This is a genomic window from Pseudomonas sp. AC255, from assembly GCF_979258175.1.
The window spans coordinates 5753413-5779984 of the sequence record NZ_OZ409841.1; the positions used below are offsets into that span (position 1 = coordinate 5753413).

The following is a 26572-nucleotide window of genomic DNA, read 5'->3' on the forward strand; positions in this document are numbered from 1 at the left end:
GAGTGAGCATGACAACAACAATTTCCCCCGACTCGCGCTGGACGCGGCGGCGTGACGAAAAGCAGCGCCGGCTCGACAAGGTGCGCGGGCTCGCCGATGGCGCGGTGCTGCCCAGCGACAAAATCGTCGCCGCGCTCGAAGCGCTGATCCATCCCGGCGACCGTGTGGTGCTGGAGGGCAACAACCAGAAGCAGGCGGATTTCCTCTCGCGTTCGCTGGCCAAGGCCGACCCGGCCAAACTCCACGATCTGCACATGATCATGCCCAGCGTCGGCCGCTCCGAGCACCTTGATCTGTTCGAACGTGGCATTGCCCGCAAGCTCGATTTCTCCTTCGCCGGCACCCAGAGCCTGCGCATCAGCCAATTGCTCGAAGATGGCTTGCTCGAAGTCGGCGCCATTCACACGTACATCGAACTCTACGCCCGCCTCGTCGTGGACCTGATCCCCAACGTTGTGCTCTCGGCCGGTTTCATGGCCGACCGCGCCGGCAACATCTACACCGGCCCGAGCACCGAAGATACCCCGGCACTGATCGAACCGGCGGCGTTCAGCGATGGCATCGTTATCGTTCAGGTCAACCAATTGGTCGATGACGTCAGCGAACTGCCCCGCGTAGACATTCCCGCTTCATGGGTCGATTTCGTCGTGGTCGCCGACAAGCCGTTCTACATCGAACCGCTGTTCACTCGCGACCCACGGCACATCAAGCCTGTGCACGTGCTGATGGCGATGATGGCGATTCGCGGGATCTACGAAAAACACAATGTGCAGTCACTCAACCACGGCATCGGTTTCAACACCGCCGCCATCGAATTGATCCTGCCGACCTACGGCGAATCCCTCGGTTTGAAAGGCAAGATCTGCCGCAACTGGACGCTCAACCCGCACCCGACGCTGATCCCGGCGATCGAAAGCGGCTGGGTCGAGAGCGTGCATTGCTTCGGCACCGAACTGGGCATGGAAAACTACATTGCCGCTCGGCCGGATGTGTTCTTCACTGGCCGCGACGGCTCGCTGCGTTCCAACCGCATGGTCTGCCAACTCGCCGGGCAGTACGCGGTGGATCTGTTCATCGGCGCGACGTTGCAAGTCGACGGCGACGGCCATTCCTCGACCGTGACTCGGGGCCGTCTCGCCGGTTTCGGTGGTGCGCCAAACATGGGTCACGACCCGCGCGGCCGCCGTCACGGCACCCCGGCGTGGCTGGACATGCGCCACGCCGATGGGCCGCAACCGATGCTCGAACGCGGCAAGAAACTCGTGGTGCAAATGGTCGAGACCTTCCAGGAGGGCGGCAAACCGACCTTCGTCGAAACCCTCGACGCGGTGGAAGTGGCGAAGAAAAGCGGCATGCCGCTGGCGCCGATCATGATCTACGGCGACGACGTCACCCACCTGCTCACCGAAGAAGGCATCGCCTACCTTTACAAGGCGCGCTCGCTGGAAGAGCGCCAGGCGATGATCGCAGCGGTTGCCGGGGTTACCGCCATCGGCCTGCGGCACAACCCGAAAGACACCGAACGCATGCGCCGCGAAGGCCTGATCGCCTTGCCCGAAGACCTCGGCATCCGCCGCACCGACGCCACGCGCGAATTGCTCGCGGCGAAAAGCGTCGCCGATCTGGTCGAGTGGTCCGGTGGCCTGTACAACCCGCCCGCCAAATTCAGGAGCTGGTAATGCACGCATTCAACCTGCAAGCGAAACCGCTGTCCCTGGCCGAACGCCTGGCCGATCTGGCGGTGGACGCGCTGATCGACGAAGCCGATCTGTCGCCGAAACCGGCGCTGGTCGACCGTCGTGGCAACGGCGCACACACCGATCTGCACCTGGGCCTGATGCACGCGTCGGCGCTGGCCTTGTGGCCGGCATTCAAGGAAATGGCCGAGGCCGCGCTGGAGACCGGTGAAGTCGGTGTGCCGTTGCGCGAAGCGATTGGCCGCATCGGTCGTGAAGGCGAGCAAGCCATGCTCGTGACCACCAACGGCGTCAACACCCATCGCGGTGCGATCTGGGCATTGGGGCTGTTGGTGACGGCCGCCGCGCTGCAACCGAAATCCATCGCCCTGTGTGCCGCACGCCTGGCACTGCTCGACGACCGCTACGCACCGACACCGCTCAGCCACGGCGCACAAGTCGCCCAGCGTTACGGCGCACGTGGCGCTCGGGAAGAAGCGCAACTCGGCTTCCCGTCCGTGCTGCAACGCGGCCTGCCGCAACTGCACAAAAGCCGCGCCAACGGCCACGGCGAACAGAACGCCCGGCTTGATGCGTTGCTGGCGATCATGACCGAGCTGGCCGACACCTGCGTGCTTTACCGCGCCGGCGAGCCCGGTCTGCACGCCATGCAGGCCGGCGCGCAAGCGGTGCTTGATGCCGGCGGCAGCGCCAGCCTCAGCGGTCGTCGGCGCCTGCACGAACTGGATCAACAACTCATCGCATTGAATGCCTCGCCCGGTGGCGCCGCTGACTTGCTCGCGGCCACGCTGCTGCTCGATCGCATCGAGCGCGACGGCATTGTTCAGGGAGCGTTTTGATGGAAAGCCTATCGTTTGAATTCCCCGCCGGGCAGCCGCCACGCGGGCGGGCGCTGGTCGGTTGTGTCGGCTCGGGTGATCTGGAAGTGCTGATCGAACCGGGTCTGGCCGGCAAGCTGACGATCAACGTGCAGACCTCGGTCAACGGCGCGCAGCAGCGCTGGCAACACCTGTTTGCGCGGATGTTCGACGGCACCACGCCGCCGGCGATGGCCATCGATATCCACGATTTCGGCGCGACACCGGGGGTGGTGCGCTTGCGTCTGGAACAGGGTTTCGAGGAGATCGGCCATGACTGACAGCGCAGCGTTGCTCAACAAACACAGCTTCGTCGAACTTGGCGCACGGCAGCGGGCGAAAGCCTTGCTCGACGCCGGGACCTTTCGCGAACTGCTCGATCCGTTTCAACGGGTCATGTCGCCGTGGCTCGAGCGCCAGGGTGTAGTGCCGCAAGCCGACGACGGCGTGATTATCGCCAAGGGCAGTCTTGACGGTCTGCCGATAGTGATCGCAGCGATTGAAGGTGCGTTTCAGGGCGGCAGCCTTGGCGAAGTCGGCGGGGCGAAGATTGCCGGTGCGCTGGAACTGGCCACTGAAGACAACCGCAACGGCATCCCCACCCGCGCCGTGTTGCTGCTGGAAACCGGCGGCGTGCGCTTGCAGGAAGCCAATCTAGGGCTGGCGGCGATTGCCGATATTCACGCGGCGATTGTCGATTTGCAGCAATACCAACCGGTGGTCGGCGTGGTCGCCGGCAGTGTCGGTTGCTTCGGCGGCATGTCGATCGCCGCAGCGCTGTGCAGTTATTTGCTGGTGACCCAGGAAGCACGTCTCGGCCTGAACGGCCCGCAGGTAATCGAGCAGGAAGCCGGGATCGAGGAATACGACTCCCGCGACCGGCCCTTCATCTGGAGCCTGACCGGCGGCGAGCAGCGTTTCAACACGGGGCTGGTGGACCGTTATGTCGGCGATGACGTGGCGCAAATTCGTCAGCAGGTCGGTGAATTGCTCCAGCAAGGCTTGCCGGCACAGTCACGCAGTCAACGCGCCGAGTGGTTCCTGCAACGCTTGGCGAGCCTGGACACGAACGCGCAAATCGAGCCTTCGGTGGTTCGCGATCTGTATCAAGGAGAGCGCTCATGAGCGGTTATTCATTGCGCGGTTTGCACTGGTTCAACGCCTTGAGCACCGGCGCTGAAAGCGTCGAAGGGTTGCCGCCGTCATTGAAAGCGGCCGACGCTGAGCTCGGGCGTTTTATCGCCGTGGTCGCCGACCCGGACAATCGTTTCCCCCGCGCCCGAAACGGCGAAGTCGGTTTGCTCGAAGGCTGGGGGCTGGCCAAGGCTGTGGATGACGCGATCAGCGCCGACCGCGACAACGCGAAGAAGCGCCCGATCATTGCCATCGTCGATGTGCCGAGCCAGGCGTATGGCCGCCGCGAAGAAGCCCTCGGCATTCATCAGGCGCTGGCCGGCGCGGCGGACAGTTATGCTCGTGCGCGTCTGGCCGGGCATCCGGTGATTGCGCTACTGGTGGGCAAGGCCATGTCGGGTGCGTTTCTCGCTCACGGTTATCAGGCCAATCGCCTGATTGCTTTGCGCGATCCCGGTGTGATGGTGCACGCGATGGGCAAGGCCTCGGCGGCGCGGGTGACATTGCGCAGTGTTGAAGAACTGGAAGCGCTGGCCGCCAGCGTGCCGCCCATGGCCTACGACATCGACAGCTACGCCAGCCTCGGCCTGCTCTGGGAAACCCTCTCGGTGCAGCAGATCGAGCAACCGACGGCGGAAGATCTGACGCGCGTGACTGAGTGCCTCAAGCAAGCGATCAACGATGTGACCAGCACAGATTTGAAAGGGCGCCTTGGTGCGAGTAATCGTGCCGCCTCCAGCCGCGTCCGCGAACTGCTGAGGGCGCAGTGGTGAACCTGCCCCTGGCCCACGATCTGCTCTGGGGCATGACCCCGGCGCAGTTGCCGGCGGATGCGCCGCAGTGGGCGATCGCGGCGCTGGCGGCCGGGCAACCGGTGGTGGTGCGCCGGGCCTTGAGCGAGGAAGGTCAGGTCGCGGTCGGTGTGCGCGGTGTGTTGCGCGAGCAGCGGCTGGCGGCGTTTATGGCGCTGGATTCGATTGCCTGTCGGGTCAGTCCCGAAGCCCTTTGTCATATTGAGTGCGAGCGAGATCTGCCGGTGATGCAGGCGCTCAAACAACTGCGGCCGATGCTCGATGACTGCCGTTGGGTCTGGGGTGTCAGCGGCAGTGTCGGATTTGAATTGGCCAGTGGTTTTGCAGCGATGCATGCGGCCAGTGATCTCGATCTGATTCTGCGTGCGCCGCAGATGATCGGCCGTGATCAGGCGCGCGAACTGGTCGCGCTATTTGATCAGACTGTGTGCCGAGTCGACATGCAATTGCAGACGCCATTCGGCGCGGTGGCGCTGCGTGAATGGGCCAGCGGTTCGTCCCGAGTGCTGCTGAAAAATGCTTATCAGGCCTGTCTGGTGACGGATCCGTGGAACCCGCAGGAGCAGGCAGCGTGAGCAGCCTGTTGGTGTTTCCCGGCCAAGGCGCGCAGCAAGCGGGCATGCTCCAGCGTTTGCCAAGGGAAACGCTGGTCGAGGCCAGTGATGTGCTCGGCGAGGATGTCTTGCTGCTGGATTGTGCCGAGGCATTGCGCACGACACGAGCGGTTCAGCTGTGCCTGCTGATCGCCGGTGTCGCTGCTTCGCGGCAGTTATTGCAGGATGAACTGAGCGCGGATTACGTCGCCGGCCTGTCCATCGGCGCCTACCCGGCGGCGGTGGTGGCAGGGGCCTTGAGTTTCAGCGATGCGCTGCATCTGGTCAGCCTGCGCGGTGAGCTGATGCAACAGGCCTATCCACAGGGCTACGGCATGACCGCGATCATCGGCTTGCAGTTATCCACCGTCGAAACGCTGCTGGCGCAAGTGCACAGCGAAGATGCGCCGGTGTATCTGGCCAACATCAACGCCGATAACCAAGTGGTGATTGCCGGCAGCGACAAGGCCATGCACGCGGTGGCCGAACTGGCACGCAGTCGCGGCGCCGGAGTGGCGAAACGGCTGGCGGTGAGCGTGCCGTCGCATTGCCCATTGCTGGAAAAACCGGCGCAGGCGCTTGCCGAAGCCTTCGCCAGGGTCGAACTTAAAACGCCACGGATCGGCTATCTCAGCGGCAGCCGCGCCCGCCCTGTGAGCAAAGTCGAAGCGCTGCGTGACGACCTCGCTTTCAACATGTGCCGCGTGGTGGACTGGCGCGGCACCGTGCAAAGCGCCTACGAGCGCGGCGTACGTCTACAGATCGAACTGCCGCCCGGTGCGGTGCTGACCGGGCTGGCGCGCCGGGTGTTCGAGCAGGGCACCGTCACTGCCTTCGACAGTGCCCGCCTCGATACCCTGCAAGCGCTGTTGCGCGAGGAGGGTGGCCGCCAACTCTAAAACCGCCGCGACTCAAGCTTCGAACAACAAAAACAACATTCGACGATGCACTTTGAGGACTACAACAATGATTATTTACGGTGTGGCATTTCTCGCCTTTTGCACGCTGGTCGGTATCTGGGTCGGTGAATTGCTCGGCAAGCTGATCGGCGTGCCGGCCAATGTCGGCGGTGTCGGTATTGCGATGCTGCTGTTGATCGGCCTGGGCAGCTATCTCTACAAGAGCGGCTGGCTCAAGGGCAAGACCGAGCAGGGCGTGGAGTTCTGGAGCGCGATCTACATCCCCATCGTGGTCGCCATGGCCGCGCAGCAGAATGTCTACGGTGCGCTGAAGGGCGGGCCGATGGCGATTCTCGCCGGCACCCTCGCCGTAGTGATCGCTTTTGCCCTGGTGCCGGTGCTGACGCGCATGGGCAACAAGCAAGAGACGCCGATTGCTCCTGCCAAGACTGCGGTGTAATCGCCATGTACGAATCAATGATGAAAGTGATCACCGGCTACGGTTTGATCAGCGGCTTTTTGATTGTCGGCCTGACCATGTGGGTGTCCTACTGGATGTCCAACACTTTCACCAAGGGCCGTCTGCACGGTTCGGCGATCGCCATTCTGCTCGGGCTGGTGCTGTCGTATATCGGCGGCGCACTGACCGGTGGGCAGAAGGGCGTGGTGGATATTCCCCTGCTGTCCGGCATCGGCCTGCTCGGCGGTGCGATGCTGCGGGATTTCGCGATTGTGGCGACGGCGTTTGGCGTGAGTGTCGATGAGCTCAAACGCGCCGGATTCGTCGGTGTGCTGGCGCTGTTTGTCGGCGTTGGCACCTCGTTCGTCGCCGGGGTCGGCGTGGCGATGGCGTTCGGCTACACCGATGCGGTGAGCCTGACCACCATTGGCGCGGGTGCCGTGACTTACATTGTCGGCCCGGTGACCGGCGCGGCGATTGGTGCCAGTTCCGAGGTGATGGCGCTGTCGATTGCGGCGGGGCTGATCAAGGCGATTCTGGTGATGGTGATGACACCGTTCGTGGCACCGATGATCGGCCTGAACAATCCGCGCAGCGCGGTGATTTTCGGTGGCTTGATGGGCACCTCCAGCGGCGTTGCCGGAGGCCTGGCGGCCACCGATCCGAAGCTGGTGCCGTACGGTTGCCTGACGGCGGCGTTCTACACCGCGCTCGGGTGTCTGCTTGGGCCTTCGCTGTTGTTTCTGGCGATGCGCGGATTGATGGGTTAGTCAATTTAAGCTGCCCTCACCCTAACCCTCTCCCGGAGGGAGAGGGGACTGACCGAGTTGTTTTGGCGTTATACATCGACCTGAAATTTCTAAGTCGAACTCAGGTTCTGAAAAAGCCCCCGATCTGCTCCCTTTCCCCCTCTACCCCTTGGGGGAGAGGGCTGGGGTGAGGGGGTAGCTCTTGATTTTGATCTTGATCTAAACCCCAGCCTGCCGATTGGCATACATCCGACACTCCGCCAGCAACGCCAACAAATTCGGATCACGCTCCTTGGCCTTGAGAAACACCACGCCAATGTGCTGCTGCAACCGGTACTTCTCCTGCAACGGGATGAGCTTCACCCGATTTTCGTACACCGCCGCAATCCTTCCCGGCAGCAACGCATAACCCACCCCCGAGCTGACCATGCTCAGCAGGGTGAAGATGTCATTGACCTGCATCGCCACCTTCGGCTCGAACCCCGCTTGCTTGAATACCCGCACACCGTCCTGATGCGTGGCGAAGCCCTGGGTCAGGGTGATGAAGGTTTCATCACGCACTTCCGCCAGATCGACTTCACTGCGCTGAGCAAATTTTGAATCGGCCGGGGTGGCGAGGAAGATGTCGTCGGAGAACAGCGCAATCTGTTCGCAATCGGGGTCGTTGATGCTGTCGTCCAGCGACACCAGAATCGCGTCGACTTCCATGTTTTTCAGCTTGTAGAGCAGGTCGATGTTCGAGCCGAGGATCAGGTCGATGTTGAGTTCGCTGCGGCGGATTTTCAGGCCCATGATCAGCTGCGGCACGGTCTTCACCGTCAGCGAATACAGCGAGCCGAGCTTGAAGCGCTCGGCGGAGAACCCGGCGGCTTCGCGGGTCAGGCGCACGCTGTCGACGACGTCGTTGATCAGCTTCTGCGCACGTTCTTCCAGCACATAAGCGCTTTCCAGCGGCGTCAGGTTGCGCCCTTCGTGTTTGAACAGCGGGCAGCGCAGGGCGTTTTCCAAAGAGTGAATGGCGCGGTGCACGCTGACGTTGCTGGTCTGCAGTTCGGCGGCAGCGCGGGCGAGGTTGCCGGTGCGCATGAAGGCGAGGAACACCTCGAGTTTTTTCAGGGTCAATTCTTCGTCGATCAGCATGGCGCGGACTCTTTTTTTAATGCGCCGATTGTGCCCAATTCCCGCGGGCCGCGCAGGCGAGGTTGAACAGAAACATTGCGCTTTTACGCTCAAGGCCCGAGCCTTGCGCGCTGCGGTAACGAATGTGAGGTGAGCAATACATGTATCACGGGGAAAAACTCAACGCCTGGACCCATCTGGTCGGGGCCATCGCCGCGTTTATCGGCGGCGTGTGGATGCTGGTGATTGCCAGCCTCGACGGCAGTCCGTGGAAGATCGTCAGCGTAGCCATTTACGCCTTCACTTTGCTGGTGCTCTACAGCGCCTCGACCGTGTACCACAGCGTGCGCGGGCGCAAGAAAGCGATCATGAAGAAGGTCGATCATTTCTCGATCTACCTGCTGATCGCCGGCAGCTACACGCCGTTCTGTCTGGTGACGTTACGCGGGCCTTGGGGCTGGACGCTGTTCGGGATTGTCTGGGGGCTGGCGCTGATCGGCATCCTGCAAGAGATCAAACCGCGTTCCGAAGCGCGGATTCTGTCGATCGTGATTTACGCGGTGATGGGCTGGATCGTGCTGGTCGCAGTCAAACCGCTGATTGCCGCACTGGGCACAGCGGGGTTTGCCTGGCTGGCATCGGGAGGGGTTCTGTATACGGTGGGGATTATCTTTTTTGCCCTGGATCACCGGCTGCGGCATGCCCATGGCATCTGGCATCTGTTCGTGATTGCCGGGAGTTTGCTGCACTTTGTGGCGATTATGTTTTACGTCCTGTAAATGCAATCCCTGTGGGAGCGAGCCTGCTCGCGAAGGCGTCAGGTCAGCCAACACCTTCGTTGAATGAAACACCGCTTTCGCGAGCAGGCTCGCTCCCACAATAAATCTTCAGTGAACTCTGGTTTTGTGAACACCCTAGATCCAATGTGGGAGCGAGCCTGCTCGCGAAGGGGCCTTAGAAGTCACCCCACAGTTGCTGGGCCACCGCCAACGCCACCACCGGCGCGGTCTCGGTGCGCAACACGCGCGGGCCGAGGCGGGCGGCGTGGAAGCCATTGCCTTTGGCCTGCTCGACTTCGCCGTCCGTCAAGCCACCTTCCGGTCCGATCAGGAACGCCAGCGTCGCCGGTTTGGCATGACTCACCAACGGCTCCGCCACCGGGTGCAGCACCAGTTTCAATTCGGCTTCGGTCTGCTTGAGCCAGTCCGCCAGCAATACTGGTGGATGAATCACCGGCACCCGTGAACGCCCGCACTGTTCGCAGGCACTGATCGCCACTTGGCGCCAGTGCAGCAAGCGCTTGTCGGCGCGTTCGTCCTTGAGCCGCACTTCGCAGCGTTCGCTGAAGATCGGGGTGATTTGCGTCACGCCGAGTTCAGTGGCTTTCTGAATCGCCCAGTCCATGCGCTCGCCCCGGGACAGGCCCTGGCCGAGGTGGATCTGCAGCGGCGATTCGATTTGCCCGGCGAACTGCTCGTCGATCTGCACGACCACGCGCTTCTTGCCGACTTCGACGAGCGATCCGCGAAACTCATGGCCGGAACCGTCGAACAACTGCACCGCATCGCCTTCGGCCATGCGCAGGACGCGGCTGATGTAATGCGCCTGGGCCTCCGGCAGTTCGTGTTCGCCAGTGCTCAGCGGGGCGTCGATAAAGAAGCGGGACAGTCTCATGCGGGGTCTCTGTAAAAAGTGTAAAAGTCTGGCGGCCCTATCGCTGGCAAGCCAGCTCCCACAAGGACTTGCGCAGGACCTGTGGGAGCTGGCTTGCCAGCGATGACGGTAGTCCGTTCACCGCTGAAGCTTAAGTGAAATAGATCAGCCCGGATCGCGGAAGCCGGGATGGAAGTCTTTCGGCACCGCAACACTGACGCTGTCCCGCGTAGCAATATCAATACCTTCACTGGCCACTTCGGCCAGAAAGTCGATCTGCTCCGGGGTGATCACATACGGCGGCAGGAAATACACCACGCTGCCCAGCGGCCGCAACAACGCACCACGTTCCAGTGCATGCTGGAAAACCTTCAAGCCACGACGCTCCTGCCAAGGGTAGGCCTCTTTCGTGGCTTTATCCTTGACCATCTCGATGGCCAGGACCATGCCGGTCTGGCGCACTTCGGAGACGTTCGGGTGATCCACCAGATGCGCAGTCGCCGAGGCCATGCGCTGAGCCAAGGCTTTGTTGTTCTCGATGACGTTGTCCTGCTCGAAGATATCCAGGGTCGCCAATGCCGCCGCGCAGGCCAGCGGGTTGCCGGTGTAGCTGTGCGAGTGGAGGAAGGCGCGCAGGGTCGGGTAGTCGTCGTAGAAGGCGCTGTAGACCTCGTCGGTGGTCAGGCACGCGGCCAGCGGCAGGTAGCCGCCGGTGAGGGCTTTCGACAGGCAGAGGAAGTCCGGGCGGATGCCGGCCTGTTCGCAGGCGAACATCGTTCCGGTGCGGCCGAAGCCGACGGCGATTTCGTCGTGGATCAGGTGCACGCCGTAACGGTCGCAGGCCTCGCGCAACAGCTTGAGGTACACCGGGTGATACATGCGCATGCCGCCCGCGCCCTGAATCAACGGCTCGACGATCACTGCCGCGACGCTGTCATGATTCTCTGCCAGCGTCTGTTCCATGGCCGCGAACATATTGCGTGAGTGTTCTTCCCAGCTCATGCCGTCGGGCCGGCCGTAGCAATCCGGGCTCGGCACTTTGATGGTGTCCATCAGCAGCGCTTTGTAGGTCTCGGTGAACAGCGGCACATCGCCGACCGCCATCGCCGCCATGGTCTCGCCGTGATAGCTGTTGGTCAGGGTGACGAAGCGCTTCTTGTTCGGCTGGCCGCGATTGAGCCAGTAGTGAAAGCTCATCTTCAGCGCGACTTCGATGCAGGACGAGCCGTTATCGGCGTAGAACACCCGGTTCAGGCCTTGCGGGGTCATCTTCACCAAGCGCTCGGACAGCTCGATCACCGGCTGATGGCTGAAACCGGCAAGAATCACATGTTCGAGTTGATCGACCTGATCCTTGATGCGCTGGTTGATGCGCGGGTTGGCGTGGCCGAACACGTTGACCCACCAGGAACTGACTGCGTCGAGGTAGCGCTTGCCTTCGAAGTCTTCGAGCCAGACGCCTTCGCCGCGCTTGATCGGGATCAGCGGCAGCTGTTCGTGGTCTTTCATCTGGGTGCAGGGATGCCACAACACCGCGAGATCGCGTTGCATCCACTGGTTATTCAGGCCCATTTACAGTCTCCTCGAGGCGGCTCGCGTCAGGCGCGGGCGAACAATCGCGCAAGCCTATGCAATGCATCGCGCGGGAACAACCCATTGTGTCGATTGAACTACTTTGTCTGAGCCGATAGACGTCGCTGGCGGCGTTTTGATGGCTAACGTATTCTTCGCGGTTCTTTGAGTCGTCTGACTCGCAAAACTGCTTTTTCCCACATGTTTTTCCGGAGTTCGCTGAATGTCTGTCGGTTGGCTGCGCGCCTGTGCGCTGGTGATGTTGGGGCTGTTCAGCGTTACGGCGCTGGCCAAGGATAAAACCGCGATCGTGATCGGCGGCGGCCTCTCGGGTCTGACCGCTGCTTACGAACTGCAGAACAAAGGCTGGCAGGTCACCCTGCTGGAAGCCAAGCCGAGCCTGGGCGGGCGCTCGGGCATGGCCACCAGCGAGTGGATCGGCAACGACAAGACCCAGCCGGTGCTGAACAAGTACGTGTCGACCTTCAAGCTCGGCACCACGCCGGCGCCGGAATTCGTGCGTACGCCGGGTTATCTGATCGACGGCGATTATTTCTCCGCCGCTGATCTGGCCACCAAACAGCCAGCCACCGCCGATGCGCTCAAGCGCTACCAGAAAACCCTCGACGATCTGGCGCGCTCGATCGACGACCCGCAGAACCCGGCGGCGACCGCCACCCTGCATGCACTGGACCAGATCACCGTATCGAGCTGGCTCGACAAGCAGAACCTGCCGGCCACCGCGCGTCAGTTGATCAACCAGGACATTCGCACCCACTACGACGAACCTTCGCGTCTGTCGCTGCTGTATTTCGCTCAGCAGAACCGCGTCTATCGCGGCGTTTCCGACCGCGACCTGCGCGCCTCGCGTCTGGTCGGCGGCAGCCAGGTCCTGGCCCAGGCCTTCGTCAAACAGATCAAGACCATCAAGACCAGCTCGCCGGTCTCGGCCATCATCCAGGACAAGGACGGTGTGACCGTCAAAGTCGGCAGCGTCGGCTATCAGGCCGACTACGTTGTGCTGGCGGTACCGCTGCGCGCGCTGAACAAGATCGCCCTGACCCCTGCGCTGGATGCCCAGCATCTGGCGGCGATCAAAGGCACCAACTACGGCTGGCGCGACCAGATCATGCTGAAGTTCAAGACGCCAGTGTGGGAAAGCAAATCGCGCATGTCCGGCGAGATCTACAGCAATACCGGTCTGGGCATGCTCTGGATCGAACCGGCACTGAAGGGCGGCGCCAACGTGGTGATCAACCTGTCCGGCGATAACGCCCGTGTGATGCAGGCGTTCGGCGACAAGCAGATGGTCGATCAGGTGCTGATCCGTCTGCACGCGTTTTACCCACAGGCCCGTGGCTCGTTCACCGGTTATGAAATCCGTCGCTACAGCACCGACCCGTCGATGGGCGGCGCCTACCTGGCTTACGGCCCGGGGCAGATCAGCAAGTTCTGGCGCCTGTGGGAACGTCCGCTGCAACGCGTAGCGTTCGCCGGCGAACACACCGACACCTTGTACCCGGGCACCTTGGAAGGCGCACTGCGCACCGGCCAGCGCGCGGCTAGCCAGGTTGAAGATCTGGCGGCAGGCAAGTCGTTCGAACCGGCCAAAGTGGTTCCGGCTGCAGCTGCGGCAGGCGCGGCGGGTGCGGTAGCGGCGAAGAAGGGCAACTTCTTCAGCAACCTGTTCGGCGGTTCGGATGACGAGAAAAAGCCAGAGCCTGTTAAAGCGCCAGAGCCAGCACCTGCTCCGGCCGCTCCAGCGCCTGCACCGACCCCGGCACCTGCACCTGCGCCGGTGGAAGCACCGAAGCCAGCGGCCCCGGTAAAAGCCGAGCCAGCGAAGAAAGCAGCGGCCAAGCCAGCGGCGAAGAAACCGGCGGCAAAAACCGAAACGAAAAAGCCGGCGGCCAAACCGGCGGCGAAGAAGGCTGAACCGGCGAAGAAGCCAGCGGCCAAGCCTGCTGCAACGACCGAGACCAAGGCGCAGTAAGGCTTTGCGGTGAATGAAGAAGCGCGGCGTATATGCCGCGCTTTTTTTGCCTGCAAGATCGCTATCGCGAGCAGGCTCACTCCCACATTTGACCGAGTACTGTCAGTAGGAATGCGATTACCTGGGGGCGAGCCTGCTCGCGAAGGGGCCAACTCAGACACCCAAATTCCATTGCCTGGGGACAACAATCCGCCACACTTTTGCCTTTAATCTTTTCTTAACTCGTCACTTCCAGACTCTTGATCGTATTTATCGATATTTCAAAGCAAAATTTTCCGCTTTAATTCGATAGATAACTCGCTAGTCTTGGTTCGCAGTTCTCACAGGATTTGGGCAATGCAGCTACGTAACTCTTCTTCGCGCTATGGTTGGGTCAGCATCTTCATGCACTGGGGCGTGGCGCTGGCGGTCTTCGGGCTGTTTGCGCTGGGTCTGTGGATGGTTGGGCTGGATTACTACAGCACTTGGCGCAAAGACGCGCCGGATCTGCACAAGAGCATCGGTCTGGTGCTGCTTGGTGTGATGGTGTTGCGGGTGCTGTGGCGCTTCATCAGCCCACCGCCGCCAACGCTGCAAAGCTACAGCCGCATGACCCGTATCGGCGCTAAGTTCGGCCACGGGTTTCTGTATCTGGCGCTGTTCGCTGTGATGATTGCCGGTTACCTGATTTCCACCGCAGACGGTGTCGGGATCCCGGTGTTTGGCCTGTTTGAAGTCCCTGCTCTGCTCTCCGGACTACCGGATCAGGCAGATACCGCTGGGGTGATTCATCTGTGGCTGGCGTGGGCACTGGTAATTTTTTCCGGTCTCCATGCGTTGGCAGCATTGAAGCACCACTTTATCGATCGTGATGCGACCCTCACTCGAATGCTCGGTCGCAAAGCCTGAAATTCAACCTCGACTCAAAGGAAAAGAAAGCATGTTGAAAAAGACTCTGGCCGCTCTGGCAATCGGTTCGGCCGTGCTGTCCGCCAACGTAATGGCTGCTGACTATGTAGTAGACAAGGAAGGCCAGCACGCCTTCGTCGACTTCAAGATCAGCCACCTGGGCTACAGCTACATCACCGGTACCTTCAAGGACATCGACGGCAAGTTCAGCTTCGACGCTGCCAAGCCTGAAGACAGCAAGATCGAGTTCAACGTCAACACTGCCAGCGTGTTCACCAACCACGCCGAGCGCGACAAGCACATCGCCAGCGCTGATTTCCTCAACGCCAGCAAGTTCGGCAAGGCCACCTTCGTGTCCACCAGCGTCAAGTCCACCGGTGCCAACACCGCTGACGTGACCGGCGACCTGACCCTGCTGGGCGTGACCAAGCCAGTTGTCGTCAAGGCCACCTTCCTGGGCGAAGGCAAGGATCCATGGGGCGGCTACCGTGCCGGCTTTGAAGGCACCACCACCATCAAGCGCTCCGATTTCGGCAAGCAGAAAGACCTCGGTCCTAAGTCCGACGCGGTCGAGCTGTATGTTTCGTTTGAAGGTGTGAAAGCGAAATAACTTTCGCCGCCACATGAAAACGCCCCCGGTCGAAAGGTCGGGGGCGTTTTTTATTGCTGTAACACGCTATTCCGTGTGGGAGCGAGCCTGCTCGCGAAAGCGGTGTGTCAATCGGCAAAGATTCAGCTGACCCGCCGCCTTCGCGAGCAGGCTCGCTCCCACAGGGGTATTGCGGTGTGGCAGAGATAATCGAGGTAAAAAAATGCCCCGGCTCTTTCGAGTCGGGGCATTTTTCATGACGGTATGAAACTCAGCGATTGCGGGTCAGCAGTGCTGGTTTCTCGCCACGCGGGCGGCTTGGCAGTTGATCGAGCTGCTCAGGCGTCGGGAAGCGGTCGGCTTTCGATTCCTTGTGCATGATCTTCGGACCGTTGCTGCGCGGATTCTGCACGGCCGGTTCGCTGCGAGGCTGATCGTCACGGGCCGGGCGGCGATTGCGCGGCGCGGATTCGTCGCGACGACCCTGACCGTCACGCGGAGCGCCATTGCGCGGGCCGCTGCGTTTGGCCGGTGGCGTGCCGGTGCTCGAACCGTTGCTGTTGCGCGGACCGTTCTGGCGACCCTGTGGCTGACCACCGCGTGGTGCGCCAGTGCCTGCACCTTGCGCCGGTGCGCCCGGACGACGGCCACGGCCGCCGGCAGGAGCGGCCTTCGGCACGTAGTCAACGCGGTTACCGAAGTTATCGATATCGTCGTCGAGGAACTCGTCCGGGGCACGGTCAGCCGCTGCACGCGGTGGCTGGCTTGGGCGCTGGTCGCGGCTCGGGGTGCCTTCGCGCGGTTTCTGCTGACGGGCAGGGCGCTCGCCACGTTCACCGGCCGGCTTTTCCTTGCCCTTGTCTTTGCCTTTGTCCTTGCGACCGCCGCCACCGCCGCCGCCATTCGGGCCGTCGCCACGCGGGCCACGGGAATTGCGCGGGTTGCGGATGTCCGGACGCTCGCGGGCTTCCGGCTTCTCGGCTTCGATGGTGCTGGAGTCGAAGCCCATCAGATCGCCGTCGGCAATCTTCTGCTTGGTCATGCGCTCGATGCTTTTCAGCAGTTTTTCTTCGTCCGGCGCGACCAGCGAGATCGCCTCGCCCGAACGACCGGCGCGGCCGGTACGGCCGATACGGTGCACATAGTCTTCATCGACGTTCGGCAGCTCGAAGTTGACCACATGCGGCAACTGATCGATGTCCAGGCCACGGGCAGCGATGTCGGTGGCAACCAGAATGCGTACTTCGCCGGCCTTGAAGTCGGCCAGGGCTTTGGTGCGCGCGTTCTGGCTCTTGTTACCGTGGATCGCCACAGCCGGCAGGCCGTGTTTGTCCAGGTATTCAGCGAGACGGTTGGCGCCGTGCTTGGTGCGGGTGAAGACCAGCACCTGTTCCCACGCGCCGGCGGTGATCAGGTGCGCCAGCAGCGCACGTTTGTGGCTGGCCGGCAGGCGGAACACGCGTTGTTCGATGCGCTCGACCGTGGTGTTCGGCGGCGTCACTTCGATGCGTTCCGGGTTGTGCAGCAGCTTGCCGGCGAGGTCGGTGATGTCTTTGGAGAAGGTCGCCGAGAACAGCAGGTTCTGACGCTTGGCCGGCAGACGCGCGAGGACTTTCTTCACGTCGTGGACAAAACCCATGTCGAGCATGCGGTCGGCTTCGTCGAGAACGAGAATTTCCACGTGGGACAGATCGACGCTGCCTTGGCCGGCGAGGTCGAGCAAGCGACCCGGGCAGGCGACGAGAACGTCGACGCCACGGGACATGGCCTGGACCTGCGGGTTCATGCCGACGCCGCCGAAGATGCAGGCGCTGACGAATTTCAGGTCACGGGCGTAGATCTTGAAGCTCTCGTGCACCTGGGCCGCGAGTTCGCGGGTCGGGGTCAGGACCAGCACGCGCGGTTGGCGCGGGCCGTGACGCTGGGATTTGTCCGGGTGACCGTTGGGGAACAACCGCTCCAGAATCGGGAGGGCGAAGCCGCCGGTTTTACCGGTACCTGTCTGAGCCGCCACCATCAGGTCGCGACCTTGCAACACGGCGGGAATGGCCCGCTGTTGCACCGGAGTAGGCTCGGTATAGCCCGCATCTTCGATGGCACGGACTAAAGCCTCGGAGAGACCGAGGGAAGCAAAGGACATGAGTAATCCTGTTTTAGTTAGGGCTTGGCCCAATGGGAGTCTTGCCTGGCGCGAATCACGTTTAAGAGGACGCAATCCCGTCCGGTCCAGCGGCGGTTCCGAAGGCACGTCAGGAGCGCTCGCGCGGGCTGGAAGCTGCGCTGTAGCGGGTCGAGAGGCCTGTTACGGTTCCGGGCGTCCGGGCGTGAGCCTGGCGGGAACGCCGGAGTATAACAGAGCAATCACTGCGCGCTGCTTTCCTGCTGCTCAACGGTTTCGCCGCTGGCCGTGGCCGAGCGCAGTGATGCCCTATCGACAGGCGCGGCACCGTAGCGCGCGCTGAGCTCCGCGTAGGCCGGTTCGCGCTTGAAACGCTTGAGCTCGGCACCGAAACGCTGCACCAGCAAATCCATGCCGGCATTGCGCCGAACTGCTAGAAACTGGCTCTGGCGGCTGATAACCGTCGGGTTTTCCGTGATCAGATCGCGAATATCCAGTTCATCGAGCAAATGCTGACCGACGCGGCGATCGGTAATCAGCAGGTCAATCCGCCCGCGCACCAGTTTGCCGAAATTGGCTTCATGAGTTGGCGCCGGTTCACGGGTAAACAGGTCCGACTGGCTGAAGTCAGGGCTGTACAGATAACCCGGCGAGGTGCCGATGGTCAGGCCTTTGAGTTGTTCGAGGGTGTTGAATGGATGCGGCCGCTCGTTGGCGTAGAACATCACGAATTCGACGTCGGACAGCGGTTCGCTGGGGTAGAGCAGAGTGGCGTCGCGTTCGGCGCTGTGAAAGATGTCCAGCGCACCGTCGGCTTGACCGGTCTCGAGCATCGACAGGCAGCGCTTCCACGGCAGGAACTGCCATTCCACTTCAATGCCCAGGCGCTGGAACACGATGGCGGTGGTTTCGTAGTCAAGACCGAGGTTTTTACCACCCTGTTCGTAGACGTAAGGCGCCCACGGCTCGGTGACAATACGCAACTTCTCCCCCGAGCGGCGACGCTCAGGCAAGTCAGAAGAATAACGCTCAGCAGTTGGGCAATAAGGGGCATGGCCTGAGGTTAGTACGCGAAACGCCTGATGAGAAGCTCTGGCATGCATGTTTCGCGCAGACCCCGGGCGCAATGGCCGCGATGGCCTTATTTGCTTGCGGTTTTCAGCAGGTGTTGGTGGACCTTCGCGTGACGCGAACCAAGGATCCGCTTGACCAGGCCGCGACTGAACCAGTCCCTGAGCAAGTGCCTGCAAACCGGCTTGCCGATGCGTTGCTGCTGGTTTTCCAGCGCCTTGTCCCACCAGACCGCTGCACACGCCTGATCGAACTCGTTGGGATGTTCATAGCAGCCGTAAAGGATTTCGCGAATGAACTGACGCAGATGTGCCGGCAGCAGCAACGTGACGAGCTTGTAGAACATCCGCTGCAGTCGCGGTGGTCGAGGCAGTTGCGGTGATACACGTCGGGTGTCGTCCAGTGCAGCCTCGCCGGTCGGGTTGTCGCCATGTTTGGCGACCCAGGCCTGAACCTTGGCCCTGAACAGGTGCTTGCGGCTCCAGTAATGGTGAATCAGATCCGGGCACTTGTTGACGTCCAGCGTGCGGTAGGCGGCCACTGACAGGCAGAACTCTTCGAGGGTGTAGGCGCCCTGTGCCGACGGGAACAGCTCATCGATCAAAGCGATGGAGCGGTCGAGCACGTGAGCGTCCTGGCGGTGCAAGCCGATGACGCCGGAGTTGAGCAGGCGCATGTGATCGTCAGTCAGACCTTTGTCCAGCAGTGTGGCCGACAGCGTGCGGTAGAGCAGGCTCATCTTGTTGTCGCCATAGCGGGCGTAGTAGTCGTTGCACAGCAGGGTGCCGGGCTGCACCCGCTCGAACAGTTTGAGCGGCGAGCAGTGGAAGAACGTGTCGGTGTCGATCAACAGCGCCGTTTCATGCTCTTCAAGTACCGAGCGCAAAGCGACATGTTTGATGCGGAAATGATAACCGTGGGGCTCGCTCCATTTCTGGCGCGTTTCGGCGTCCAGCGGGCGAACGCGTACGGGGAGATGTGCATAGGGTTGCGGATTGTCGCTGAAGACCTGGATATCGATCGGGGCATCCGGTGTCTCGCGCAACCACGCCAGAGCACTGGCGATGCTGAAAACAGCTTCCTGATGGTAAGTCTCGGCACCGAAAACCAGATAGACCAGTTGAGGGCGTGTTTTTGTTTGCGCGCAGATCATCGACGACAATATTCCATTTGTGCTTTTCAGTGAAAAGGCCCGGTGAGGGCCTTTTTTATCGCATGGAAAACCTTCAGCGCGGCAGCTTGAGGTTGTTCCAGATCGCCAGGCTAGGTTCGGCCTGGTTCATCGAGTAGAAGTGCAGCCCCGGTGCGCCGCCCTGCAGCAGGCGTTCGCACATTTCGCTGACGACTTGTTCGCCAAAGCTTTGAATGCTTCGCGTGTCATCGCCGTAGGCTTCCAGTTGCTTGCGGATCCAGCGCGGGATTTCCGCACCGCAGGCATCGGAGAAGCGCGCGAGTTTGCTGTAGTTGGTGATCGGCATGATCCCCGGCACGATCGGCAGATCCACGCCCAGCGCCTGCAAACGGTCGACGAAGTAGAAGTAGCTGTCGGCGTTAAAGAAGTACTGGGTGATCGCGCTGTCGGCACCGGCCTTTGCCTTGCGCACGAAGTTGGCGAGATCGTCTTCGTAGTTGCGTGCTTGCGGATGCATCTCCGGGTAAGCCGCGACTTCGATATGGAAATGATCGGCGGTTTCTTCACGAATGAATTCCACCAGTTCATTGGCGTGACGCAGCTCACCGCTGGTCATGCCCATGCCGGACGGCAGGTCGCCACGCAGGGCAACGATGCGCTTGATGCCGGCAGCCTTGTATTCGTTCAGCAGGCCGCGCAGGTCGTCCTTGCTGTCACCGACGCACGACAAGTGCGGAGCGGCGGGTACTTTGACTTCGCTTTCCAGCTGCAACACGGTGTTGAGCGTGCGATCACGGGTCGAACCGCCAGCGCCGTAGGTGCAGGAAAAGAAATCAGGATTGTAGGTGGCCAACTGGCGGGCAGTGGCGAGCAGCTTTTCTTGCCCGGCATCGGTCTTGGTCGGGAAAAACTCGAAGCTGTAGCGACGGTCTTGGGACATGGTCATACCCTTGGAAACAAGTACCTTCGAGACGCTGCAATCCGGTGTGGTAGCGAGCCTGCTCGCGAAAGCGCTGGGTCAGACAACACGGATGTTGAATGATAAGCCGCCTTCGCGAGCAAGCTCGCTCCCACAGGGAGAGCGAGCATTCAGCGCCTGTTAGTAGCGGTAGGCGTGCGGCTTGAACGGGCCTTCGACGGTGACGCCGATGTAGTCAGCCTGTTGCTTGGTCAGTTGGGTGACCACGCCGCCGAAGCCGCGAACCATTTCCAGGGCCACTTCTTCGTCGAGTTTCTTCGGCAGCACTTCAACGGTCAGACGCTCGGCTTTCTGCGCTGGCGACAGGTCGGCGTATTTCTGACCGAACAGGAAGATCTGTGCCAGTACCTGGTTGGCGAACGAACCGTCCATGATGCGGCTCGGGTGACCGGTGGCGTTGCCCAGGTTCACCAGACGGCCTTCGGCCAGCAGGATCAGGTAATCGTCGTTCTGTGGATCGAAGCTGCCGGCACCGGTGCGGTGAACCTTGTGCACCTGTGGCTTCACTTCTTCCCATGCCCAGTTCTTGCGCATGAAAGCGGTGTCGATTTCGTTGTCGAAGTGACCGATGTTGCAGACCACGGCGCGCTTCTTCAGGGCTTTGAGCATGTTCGCGTCGCAAACATTGACGTTACCGGTGGTGGTCACGATCAGGTCGATCTTGCCCAGCAGCGCTTTGTCGATGCTCGCTTCGGAACCGTCGTTGATACCGTCGATGAATGGCGACACCAGTTCGAAACCGTCCATGCAGGCTTGCATGGCGCAGATCGGGTCAACTTCGGAGACTTTAACGATCATGCCTTCCTGACGCAGCGACTGGGCCGAGCCCTTGCCCACGTCACCGTAACCGATGACCAGCGCTTGCTTGCCGGACAGCAGGTGGTCGGTGCCGCGCTTGATCGCATCGTTCAGGCTGTGACGGCAGCCGTACTTGTTGTCGTTCTTGGACTTGGTCACCGAGTCGTTGACGTTGATCGCCGGGATCTTCAGCTCGCCCTTGGCCAGCATGTCCAGCAGACGGTGTACACCAGTGGTGGTTTCTTCGGTCACGCCGTGAACGCGATCGAGCACTTGCGGGTATTTCTTGTGCAGCAGCTCGGTCAGGTCGCCGCCGTCGTCGAGGATCATGTTGGCGTCCCATGGCTGGCCATCCTTGAGGATGGTCTGCTCCAGGCACCACTCGTACTCTTCTTCAGTCTCGCCTTTCCAGGCGAACACCGGGATACCGGCGGCAGCGATAGCGGCAGCGGCCTGATCCTGAGTGGAGAAAATGTTGCAGGACGACCAGCGTACTTCGGCACCCAGGGCAACCAGGGTTTCGATCAGCACGGCGGTCTGAATGGTCATGTGGATGCAGCCGAGGATTTTCGCGCCCTTGAGCGGCTGTTCGGCAGCGTATTTGCGGCGCAGACCCATCAGGGCAGGCATTTCCGATTCGGCGATGATGGTTTCGCGACGGCCCCAGGCAGCCAGGGACATGTCGGCAACTTTGTAATCGGTAAAATCGGCAGGCGTGTTGACAGCGCTCATGAAGAGCCTCCATTCGTAATGTATGCGAATGGGCGCCGTTGTGCGTTTAGTGTCCGGCGTGAGCCGGTCAACGCCCCATCCGAGCCTGACAGGTCGAACCTGCTGCAGCGCCCCTCGGACAGGTGGCGGGAAAACGGTAGCCAATGAACGTTACCGTTTTTTGAAACGGGGGCGATTATAGCCGCCCGGGCTGATCTTCCAAAGGGTTTCTGTCGGCCAGATGAAGATCGCCAATGGCGACCATAGTCGCAGCTGCCTGGAGCCTGACTGAGCAGTCTGCCAAGATGGGCACATCTTTCGGCAAGCGCTCAGGAGTGAACATGAATTTCCACACCCGCAAATGGGTTAAACCTGAAGACCTCAACCCCAACGGCACCCTGTTCGGCGGCAGCCTGCTGCGCTGGATCGATGAAGAAGCGGCGATCTACGCCATCGTGCAACTGGGCAACCAGCGCGTGGTGACCAAGTACATCTCGGAAATCAACTTCGTCAGCGCCTCGCGCCAGGGCGACATCATCGAACTGGGCATCACCGCCACCGAATTCGGCCGCACCTCGATCACCCTGACCTGCGAAGTGCGCAACAAGATCACCCGCAAGAGCATCCTGACCGTCGAGAAAATGGTGTTCGTCAACCTCGGCGAAGACGGCCTGCCGGCGCCGCACGGGCGTACCGAGATCAAATATGTGAAAGACCAGTTCAAGGATGACGAAGCCGTCAGCGAGTAATGCGAGCCCTGTAGGAGCTGCCGAAGGCTGCGATCTTTTGATCTTGTTTCTGAAAATCAAAATCAAAAGATCGCAGCCTTCGGCAGCTCCTACCCTGGATTGGCGTGCATCCAGAGATTTGCGCCGCGCCTACAGAACGTATTCCCAAGCGCAACGGTCGTAGCTACATCGCCCCCCACCGGTTGCCACGCCATGACCACCCCCACCAGCGAAAAGACCCCCGACCTCTCGGCCAAGGAGCAGCACGAAGTCGAGAAGAGCCAGCCGCCGCGCGCGGCCGTTCTGCATGAAATCATCCGCACCCAGGGCGACCAGGAACTGGAGCGCAGCATTGCCGCGCTGTGGTGGTCGGCGCTGGCGGCAGGATTGACCATGGGCCTGTCCCTGATGGGCATGGGCCTGCTCAATTCGCGCCTGCCCGACGGAGACGAATTCAAGGTGATCGCCAGTTTCGGCTACTGTGCCGGTTTCCTCGCGGTGATCCTTGCCCGCCAGCAGCTGTTCACCGAGAACACCTTGACCGCCGTGCTGCCGGTGATGACCAAGCCGACGCTGAAGAACTTCCTGCGACTGATCCGTCTGTGGACAGTGGTACTGGTCGGCAACCTCTGCGGGACGATTCTGGTCGCCTACGTGATGCTGGAACTGCCGATTTTCGACAGCAAGACCGACGTCGCCTTCCTCGAGATCGGCCGCAAGGTCATGGAACACAGCGCCAGTCAGATGTTCGCCAAGGGCATCGTCTCCGGCTGGATGATCGCCACCATGGTCTGGATGATCCCGTCCATGGAGAGCGCGAAGATGTGGATCATCATCCTCATTACCTACTTCATGGCGCTGGGCGACTTCACCCATATCGTCGTCGGATCGGCGGAAGTGTCCTATCTGGTGTTTGCCGGCGAGTTGCCGTGGAGTGATTTCTGGGCGGTGTTCGCCGGGCCGACGCTGGCAGGAAATATCATCGGCGGCAGCTTTATCTTCGCGCTGATCAGCCATGCGCAGATTCGCAGCGAAAGCGGTGCGCCGAAGGAATCTGCGGATCAGGCTGTTAAGCCCGATCCGCAGTCGATCAAGAAATGATCAGTGGTGGGCTGGCTCAGCCACGCTCGCCGGCTCGTTGCGCGTCGCGTGCTTGACCAGTTTGCCGATGGTCAGGCCCTGCAGCAGGATCGACGACAGCACGACGATGTAGGTGATGCTCAGCAGCAGGTCGCGCTCCGGGCCCAGCGGCAGCGCCAGCGCCAGTGCCACCGAAACACCGCCGCGCAAACCGCCCCAAGTGAGGATGCGGATCGTGCCGGCCGGCACTGAGCGCCAGCGCCGCAGCAGCAGGATCGCCGGCGCCACGGTAAGCAGGCGCGACAACAGAATCGCCACCGCCAGCAGACCTGCGGCGGCCATGTGCAGCCAGTTGAACGGCAGCAGCAACAACTCCATGCCGATCAGCGCAAACAGCAGCGCGTTGAGCATGTCATCGAGCAACTCCCAGAAACCGTCCAGATAACGGCGGGTCATGTCGTTCATTGCCAGATTGCGCCCGAGGTTACCGATGATCAGACCGGCCACCACCATCGCAATCGGCGCCGAGACGTGCAACTCGGTGGACATCGCCGAGCCACCGATCACCAGGGCCAGGGTCAGCATCACGGTGATCTGATGCTGCTCGACGCTTTTGATCATCCGATAGACCAGATAACCAATCAGTCCGCCGAACAACACACCACCAATCGCCTCATGGACGAAGAGCATGGCCGTGGCGCTGACGGTCGGGGTTTCGCCCAGTTGCGCGATGCCCAGCAGCACGGTGAAGACCACGACCGCCGTGCCGTCGTTGAACAGTGATTCGCCGACGATGGTGGTTTTCAGTGGCTTCGAAGCGTTGGCGGTACGCAACACGCCGAGTACCGCAATCGGGTCGGTCGGTGAGATCAGCGCGCCGAACAACAGGCAGTAGAGGAAACTCACGTGCCAGCCGAACAGGGCAAAAATGTAGAAGGCCAGGCTGCCGATCACCACGGTGGCGATCAACACGCCGAAGGTCGCCAGCAGGCCGATTGGCCAGCGGTAGCTGCGCAAATCATTGAGGTTGACGTGCAGGGCGCCGGCGAACAGCAGGAACGAGAGCATCCAGTTCATCAGCAGGTCGCCGAAATCGATCTGGCCGATCAGTTGCTGCACGCGGTCTTCGAGGCCGGGAAAGCCGAGGACGCTGAGGCCTTGCAGGAGCAGTGAGAACAGCAGGGCGGTAACCATCACGCCGATGGTCGGCGGCAGGCCGATAAAGCGGAAATTGACGAAGGTCAGGAGGGTGGTGAGGCAGATGAAAGCGGCGACAAGTTCAAGCATCCGGGGTCCTTTGGATGAGGGGTGAATGGAGCGCGACCGGAGGTTGGACGCAGGGGTTTGATGGGGCGGGGTTGGCTGAGGGCACATTCGAATGGCGCGTCATGCTCAACAACCCCCTCACCCCAGGCCTCTCCCGAGGGAGAGGGAGCTGACCGAGGTGTCTGGCGAGGTGCATCGACCTGGACGATCGGGTCGATTATGGATTCAGCAATGCACGTTCAAGTCGGCGTGGGTATCGAGCATCCCCCGATCAGTCCCCTCTCCCTTCGGGAGAGGGCTAGGGTAGGGCTCTATCTGACACACCACGATCAGCCAGTCACATTGACCGCACTCGCCTGCCGACGTTGCAGGTAAATGAACAACAGCGCCGTCAGCACCGTCAGCACGCCAACCAGCGCCCCGGTCCACGGCAGATCCGCCAGATCCGCGCCGCTGGCAACCACCAGTCCGCCAATCCAGGCACCTGCTGCGTTGCCCAGATTGAACGCGCTCTGGTTCAGCGTCGAACCCAGATTCGGCGCTTCATGCGCTTGATCGATGATCAGCAGCTGCAGAATCGGGCACAGCGCAAAAGCGAAAATTCCCCACAGCACCAGAGTGATCGCCGCCGGAATCACCGCACGGCTGGTCTGGCTGAACGCCGCCAGAATCACCACAACTGCCAGTGCCACGCCGACCAGTGACGGCAGCAAGCGGCTATCGGCCAGACGCCCGCCGAGCATGCTGCCCGCTGTCAGGCCGACGCCGAACAACAGCAGCATCACCGTCACGCCGTGGGGGCTGACGCCAGTGATGTCTTGCAGGATCGGTGCGATATACGTGAACACGCTGAACAGGCTGGTCGAGGCCAGCACGCTCATGCCCAGCGCCAACAAGACGTTGGCCTTGCCCAGCACTTTGAATTCGCTGGCGAGATTGGCCTTGTCCATCGCGATGTGTTTGGGCAACCACAACCATTGCGCCAACGCCGCCACAATGCCGATCACCGACACCGCCCAGAAGGTCGAGCGCCAGCCAGCGTATTGGCCCAGCGCTGTGCCGAGTGGCACGCCGAGCACGTTGGCCAGGGTCAGGCCGGTGAACATCATGGCAATGGCTTGCGCGCGTTTGTTCGGCGCAACCAGGCCGGCGGCAACCACCGAGCCAATGCCGAAAAACGCGCCATGACACAGCGCCGTGACCACGCGCGCCGCCATCAGCGTCGCGTAGTTCGGCGCGAGCGCGCAGAGCACGTTGCCGAGGATGAACATCAGCGTCATGCCCAGCAGTGTCGCTTTGCGCGGCATATTGGCGGTGCCGATCGCCAGGATCGGTGCGCCGAACACCACGCCCAGGGCGTAACCGGTGATCAGCAGCCCGGCATGAGGAATGCTCACCGCCAGATCGCGGGCAACGTCGGGCAGCAGGCCCATGATGACGAATTCGGTGGTGCCGATGCCGAATGCGGCAACGGCGAGTGCAAGTAAAGCGAGGGGCATGCGCAAGGTCTCTGTCGGTAGTCTTGACGCTTTGATCAGGCATACGCGTGCCAGCGACCGTTTTCGAAGAAAGCGGAGCAGGCAGCTTTTATTGGAGTTTTTTGGTGTGCAGCTGAGTACGGCGTGGTGGGTTGCAGTATAAACAGCTGCTGACACATGGCGAATCAGTAATCT

General features: G+C 61.4%; 24 protein-coding genes, 1 pseudogene and 1 riboswitch. Of the genes and pseudogenes, 15 read left to right on the forward strand and 10 right to left on the reverse strand.

The window, feature by feature from the left end; genetic code table 11:
• The first annotated feature begins 8 nt into the window (after window positions 1-8).
• The 9 genes from mdcA to madM all read left to right on the forward strand — a co-directional run bounded on the left by mdcA (window position 9) and on the right by madM (window position 7222).
• Window positions 9-1679 carry a malonate decarboxylase subunit alpha gene (mdcA, locus tag ACZZ0K_RS25945; RefSeq protein WP_016772750.1) on the forward strand — a complete coding sequence of 557 codons (1671 nt, stop codon included), beginning with the start codon at window positions 9-11 and terminating at the stop codon, window positions 1677-1679.
• Window positions 1679-2536: a triphosphoribosyl-dephospho-CoA synthase gene (locus tag ACZZ0K_RS25950; RefSeq protein ID WP_258707299.1), complete on the forward strand. Its 858-nt coding sequence runs from the start codon at window positions 1679-1681 to the stop codon at window positions 2534-2536. Before mdcA ends, ACZZ0K_RS25950 begins: the two co-directional genes overlap by 1 nt.
• Window positions 2536-2835: a malonate decarboxylase subunit delta gene (locus ACZZ0K_RS25955; RefSeq protein ID WP_056786420.1), complete on the forward strand. Its 300-nt coding sequence runs from the start codon at window positions 2536-2538 to the stop codon at window positions 2833-2835. The genes ACZZ0K_RS25950 and ACZZ0K_RS25955 overlap by 1 nt, the downstream gene beginning before the upstream one ends.
• Window positions 2828-3679 carry a biotin-independent malonate decarboxylase subunit beta gene (locus ACZZ0K_RS25960; protein ID WP_258707298.1) on the forward strand — a complete coding sequence of 284 codons (852 nt, stop codon included), beginning with the start codon at window positions 2828-2830 and terminating at the stop codon, window positions 3677-3679. The genes ACZZ0K_RS25955 and ACZZ0K_RS25960 overlap by 8 nt, the downstream gene beginning before the upstream one ends.
• Window positions 3676-4461 (forward strand): biotin-independent malonate decarboxylase subunit gamma, encoded by a 786-nt coding sequence (mdcE, locus tag ACZZ0K_RS25965; RefSeq protein ID WP_258707297.1) that lies wholly within the window; start codon window positions 3676-3678, stop codon window positions 4459-4461. Before ACZZ0K_RS25960 ends, mdcE begins: the two co-directional genes overlap by 4 nt.
• Window positions 4455-5075, forward strand: a complete 621-nt coding sequence (locus ACZZ0K_RS25970; protein ID WP_252879031.1) for a malonate decarboxylase holo-ACP synthase — start codon at window positions 4455-4457, stop codon at window positions 5073-5075. The genes mdcE and ACZZ0K_RS25970 overlap by 7 nt, the downstream gene beginning before the upstream one ends.
• Complete coding sequence (gene mdcH, locus ACZZ0K_RS25975; protein ID WP_252884956.1) at window positions 5072-5992, forward strand: malonate decarboxylase subunit epsilon; 921 nt, start codon at window positions 5072-5074, stop codon at window positions 5990-5992. Before ACZZ0K_RS25970 ends, mdcH begins: the two co-directional genes overlap by 4 nt.
• Before the next feature lie 67 nt (window positions 5993-6059).
• Window positions 6060-6452, forward strand: a complete 393-nt coding sequence (madL, locus tag ACZZ0K_RS25980; RefSeq protein ID WP_463559643.1) for a malonate transporter subunit MadL — start codon at window positions 6060-6062, stop codon at window positions 6450-6452.
• 5 nt (window positions 6453-6457) lie between these two features.
• Window positions 6458-7222: a malonate transporter subunit MadM gene (madM, locus tag ACZZ0K_RS25985; RefSeq protein WP_041476796.1), complete on the forward strand. Its 765-nt coding sequence runs from the start codon at window positions 6458-6460 to the stop codon at window positions 7220-7222.
• 198 nt (window positions 7223-7420) lie between these two features.
• On the opposite strand, the gene ACZZ0K_RS25990 is transcribed toward madM, so the two are convergent.
• Window positions 7421-8341 carry a LysR family transcriptional regulator gene (locus ACZZ0K_RS25990; RefSeq protein WP_056786436.1) on the reverse strand — a complete coding sequence of 307 codons (921 nt, stop codon included), beginning with the start codon at window positions 8339-8341 and terminating at the stop codon, window positions 7421-7423.
• Between the two features lie 140 nt (window positions 8342-8481).
• Between ACZZ0K_RS25990 and trhA the strand changes: the two genes are divergently transcribed.
• Window positions 8482-9099, forward strand: coding sequence for a PAQR family membrane homeostasis protein TrhA (gene trhA / locus ACZZ0K_RS25995; protein ID WP_323619797.1), 618 nt, complete (start codon window positions 8482-8484; stop codon window positions 9097-9099).
• Window positions 9100-9274: 175 nt separating this feature from the next.
• Here trhA and ACZZ0K_RS26000 read toward each other — a convergent pair whose 3' ends face one another.
• Window positions 9275-9994 carry a 16S rRNA (uracil(1498)-N(3))-methyltransferase gene (locus tag ACZZ0K_RS26000; RefSeq protein ID WP_056786439.1) on the reverse strand — a complete coding sequence of 240 codons (720 nt, stop codon included), beginning with the start codon at window positions 9992-9994 and terminating at the stop codon, window positions 9275-9277.
• A 144-nt stretch (window positions 9995-10138) separates the two neighbouring features.
• Complete coding sequence (locus ACZZ0K_RS26005; protein ID WP_095181345.1) at window positions 10139-11545, reverse strand: adenosylmethionine--8-amino-7-oxononanoate transaminase; 1407 nt, start codon at window positions 11543-11545, stop codon at window positions 10139-10141.
• A gap of 223 nt (window positions 11546-11768) precedes the next feature.
• On the opposite strand from ACZZ0K_RS26005, the gene ACZZ0K_RS26010 reads away from it, so the two are divergent.
• The 3 genes from ACZZ0K_RS26010 to ACZZ0K_RS26020 all read left to right on the forward strand — a co-directional run bounded on the left by ACZZ0K_RS26010 (window position 11769) and on the right by ACZZ0K_RS26020 (window position 15036).
• Window positions 11769-13538 carry a flavin monoamine oxidase family protein gene (locus ACZZ0K_RS26010; protein WP_236167701.1) on the forward strand — a complete coding sequence of 590 codons (1770 nt, stop codon included), beginning with the start codon at window positions 11769-11771 and terminating at the stop codon, window positions 13536-13538.
• Between the two features lie 336 nt (window positions 13539-13874).
• A complete protein-coding gene (locus tag ACZZ0K_RS26015) occupies window positions 13875-14426 on the forward strand; it encodes a cytochrome b (RefSeq protein WP_041476792.1) in 552 nt (183 codons plus the stop codon).
• 31 nt (window positions 14427-14457) lie between these two features.
• Window positions 14458-15036, forward strand: coding sequence for a YceI family protein (locus ACZZ0K_RS26020; RefSeq protein WP_039757580.1), 579 nt, complete (start codon window positions 14458-14460; stop codon window positions 15034-15036).
• 250 nt (window positions 15037-15286) lie between these two features.
• On the opposite strand, the gene ACZZ0K_RS26025 is transcribed toward ACZZ0K_RS26020, so the two are convergent.
• From ACZZ0K_RS26025 to ahcY, 5 genes and pseudogenes are all read right to left on the reverse strand, one after another.
• Complete coding sequence (locus ACZZ0K_RS26025) at window positions 15287-17155, reverse strand: DEAD/DEAH box helicase (protein ID WP_252882809.1); 1869 nt, start codon at window positions 17153-17155, stop codon at window positions 15287-15289.
• Window positions 17156-17376: 221 nt separating this feature from the next.
• A pseudogene (locus ACZZ0K_RS26030) lies at window positions 17377-18188 on the reverse strand (substrate-binding periplasmic protein).
• An 87-nt stretch (window positions 18189-18275) separates the two neighbouring features.
• The gene (locus tag ACZZ0K_RS26035; protein WP_056786451.1) at window positions 18276-19358 is read right to left on the reverse strand and encodes a hypothetical protein; all 1083 of its coding nucleotides are present in this window, start codon (window positions 19356-19358) and stop codon (window positions 18276-18278) included.
• A 73-nt stretch (window positions 19359-19431) separates the two neighbouring features.
• Entirely contained in the window at window positions 19432-20277 is an 846-nt protein-coding gene (metF, locus tag ACZZ0K_RS26040) for a methylenetetrahydrofolate reductase [NAD(P)H] (RefSeq protein WP_056786871.1), read from the reverse strand.
• 159 nt (window positions 20278-20436) lie between these two features.
• Complete coding sequence (ahcY, locus tag ACZZ0K_RS26045; protein ID WP_016772771.1) at window positions 20437-21846, reverse strand: adenosylhomocysteinase; 1410 nt, start codon at window positions 21844-21846, stop codon at window positions 20437-20439.
• Window positions 21847-21869: 23 nt separating this feature from the next.
• Window positions 21870-21968, reverse strand: a riboswitch (S-adenosyl-L-homocysteine riboswitch).
• Window positions 21969-22166: 198 nt separating this feature from the next.
• Between ahcY and ACZZ0K_RS26050 the strand changes: the two genes are divergently transcribed.
• Window positions 22167-22574, forward strand: coding sequence for an acyl-CoA thioesterase (locus tag ACZZ0K_RS26050; RefSeq protein WP_071173389.1), 408 nt, complete (start codon window positions 22167-22169; stop codon window positions 22572-22574).
• Between the two features lie 192 nt (window positions 22575-22766).
• Window positions 22767-23654, forward strand: coding sequence for a formate/nitrite transporter family protein (locus ACZZ0K_RS26055; RefSeq protein WP_041476959.1), 888 nt, complete (start codon window positions 22767-22769; stop codon window positions 23652-23654).
• On the opposite strand, the gene ACZZ0K_RS26060 is transcribed toward ACZZ0K_RS26055, so the two are convergent.
• Entirely contained in the window at window positions 23655-24920 is a 1266-nt protein-coding gene (locus tag ACZZ0K_RS26060; RefSeq protein WP_024014630.1) for a cation:proton antiporter, read from the reverse strand. It abuts the gene before it with no gap.
• A gap of 308 nt (window positions 24921-25228) precedes the next feature.
• Window positions 25229-26398, reverse strand: coding sequence for an MFS transporter (locus ACZZ0K_RS26065; RefSeq protein ID WP_150743445.1), 1170 nt, complete (start codon window positions 26396-26398; stop codon window positions 25229-25231).
• Between the last annotated feature and the right edge of the window lie 174 nt (window positions 26399-26572).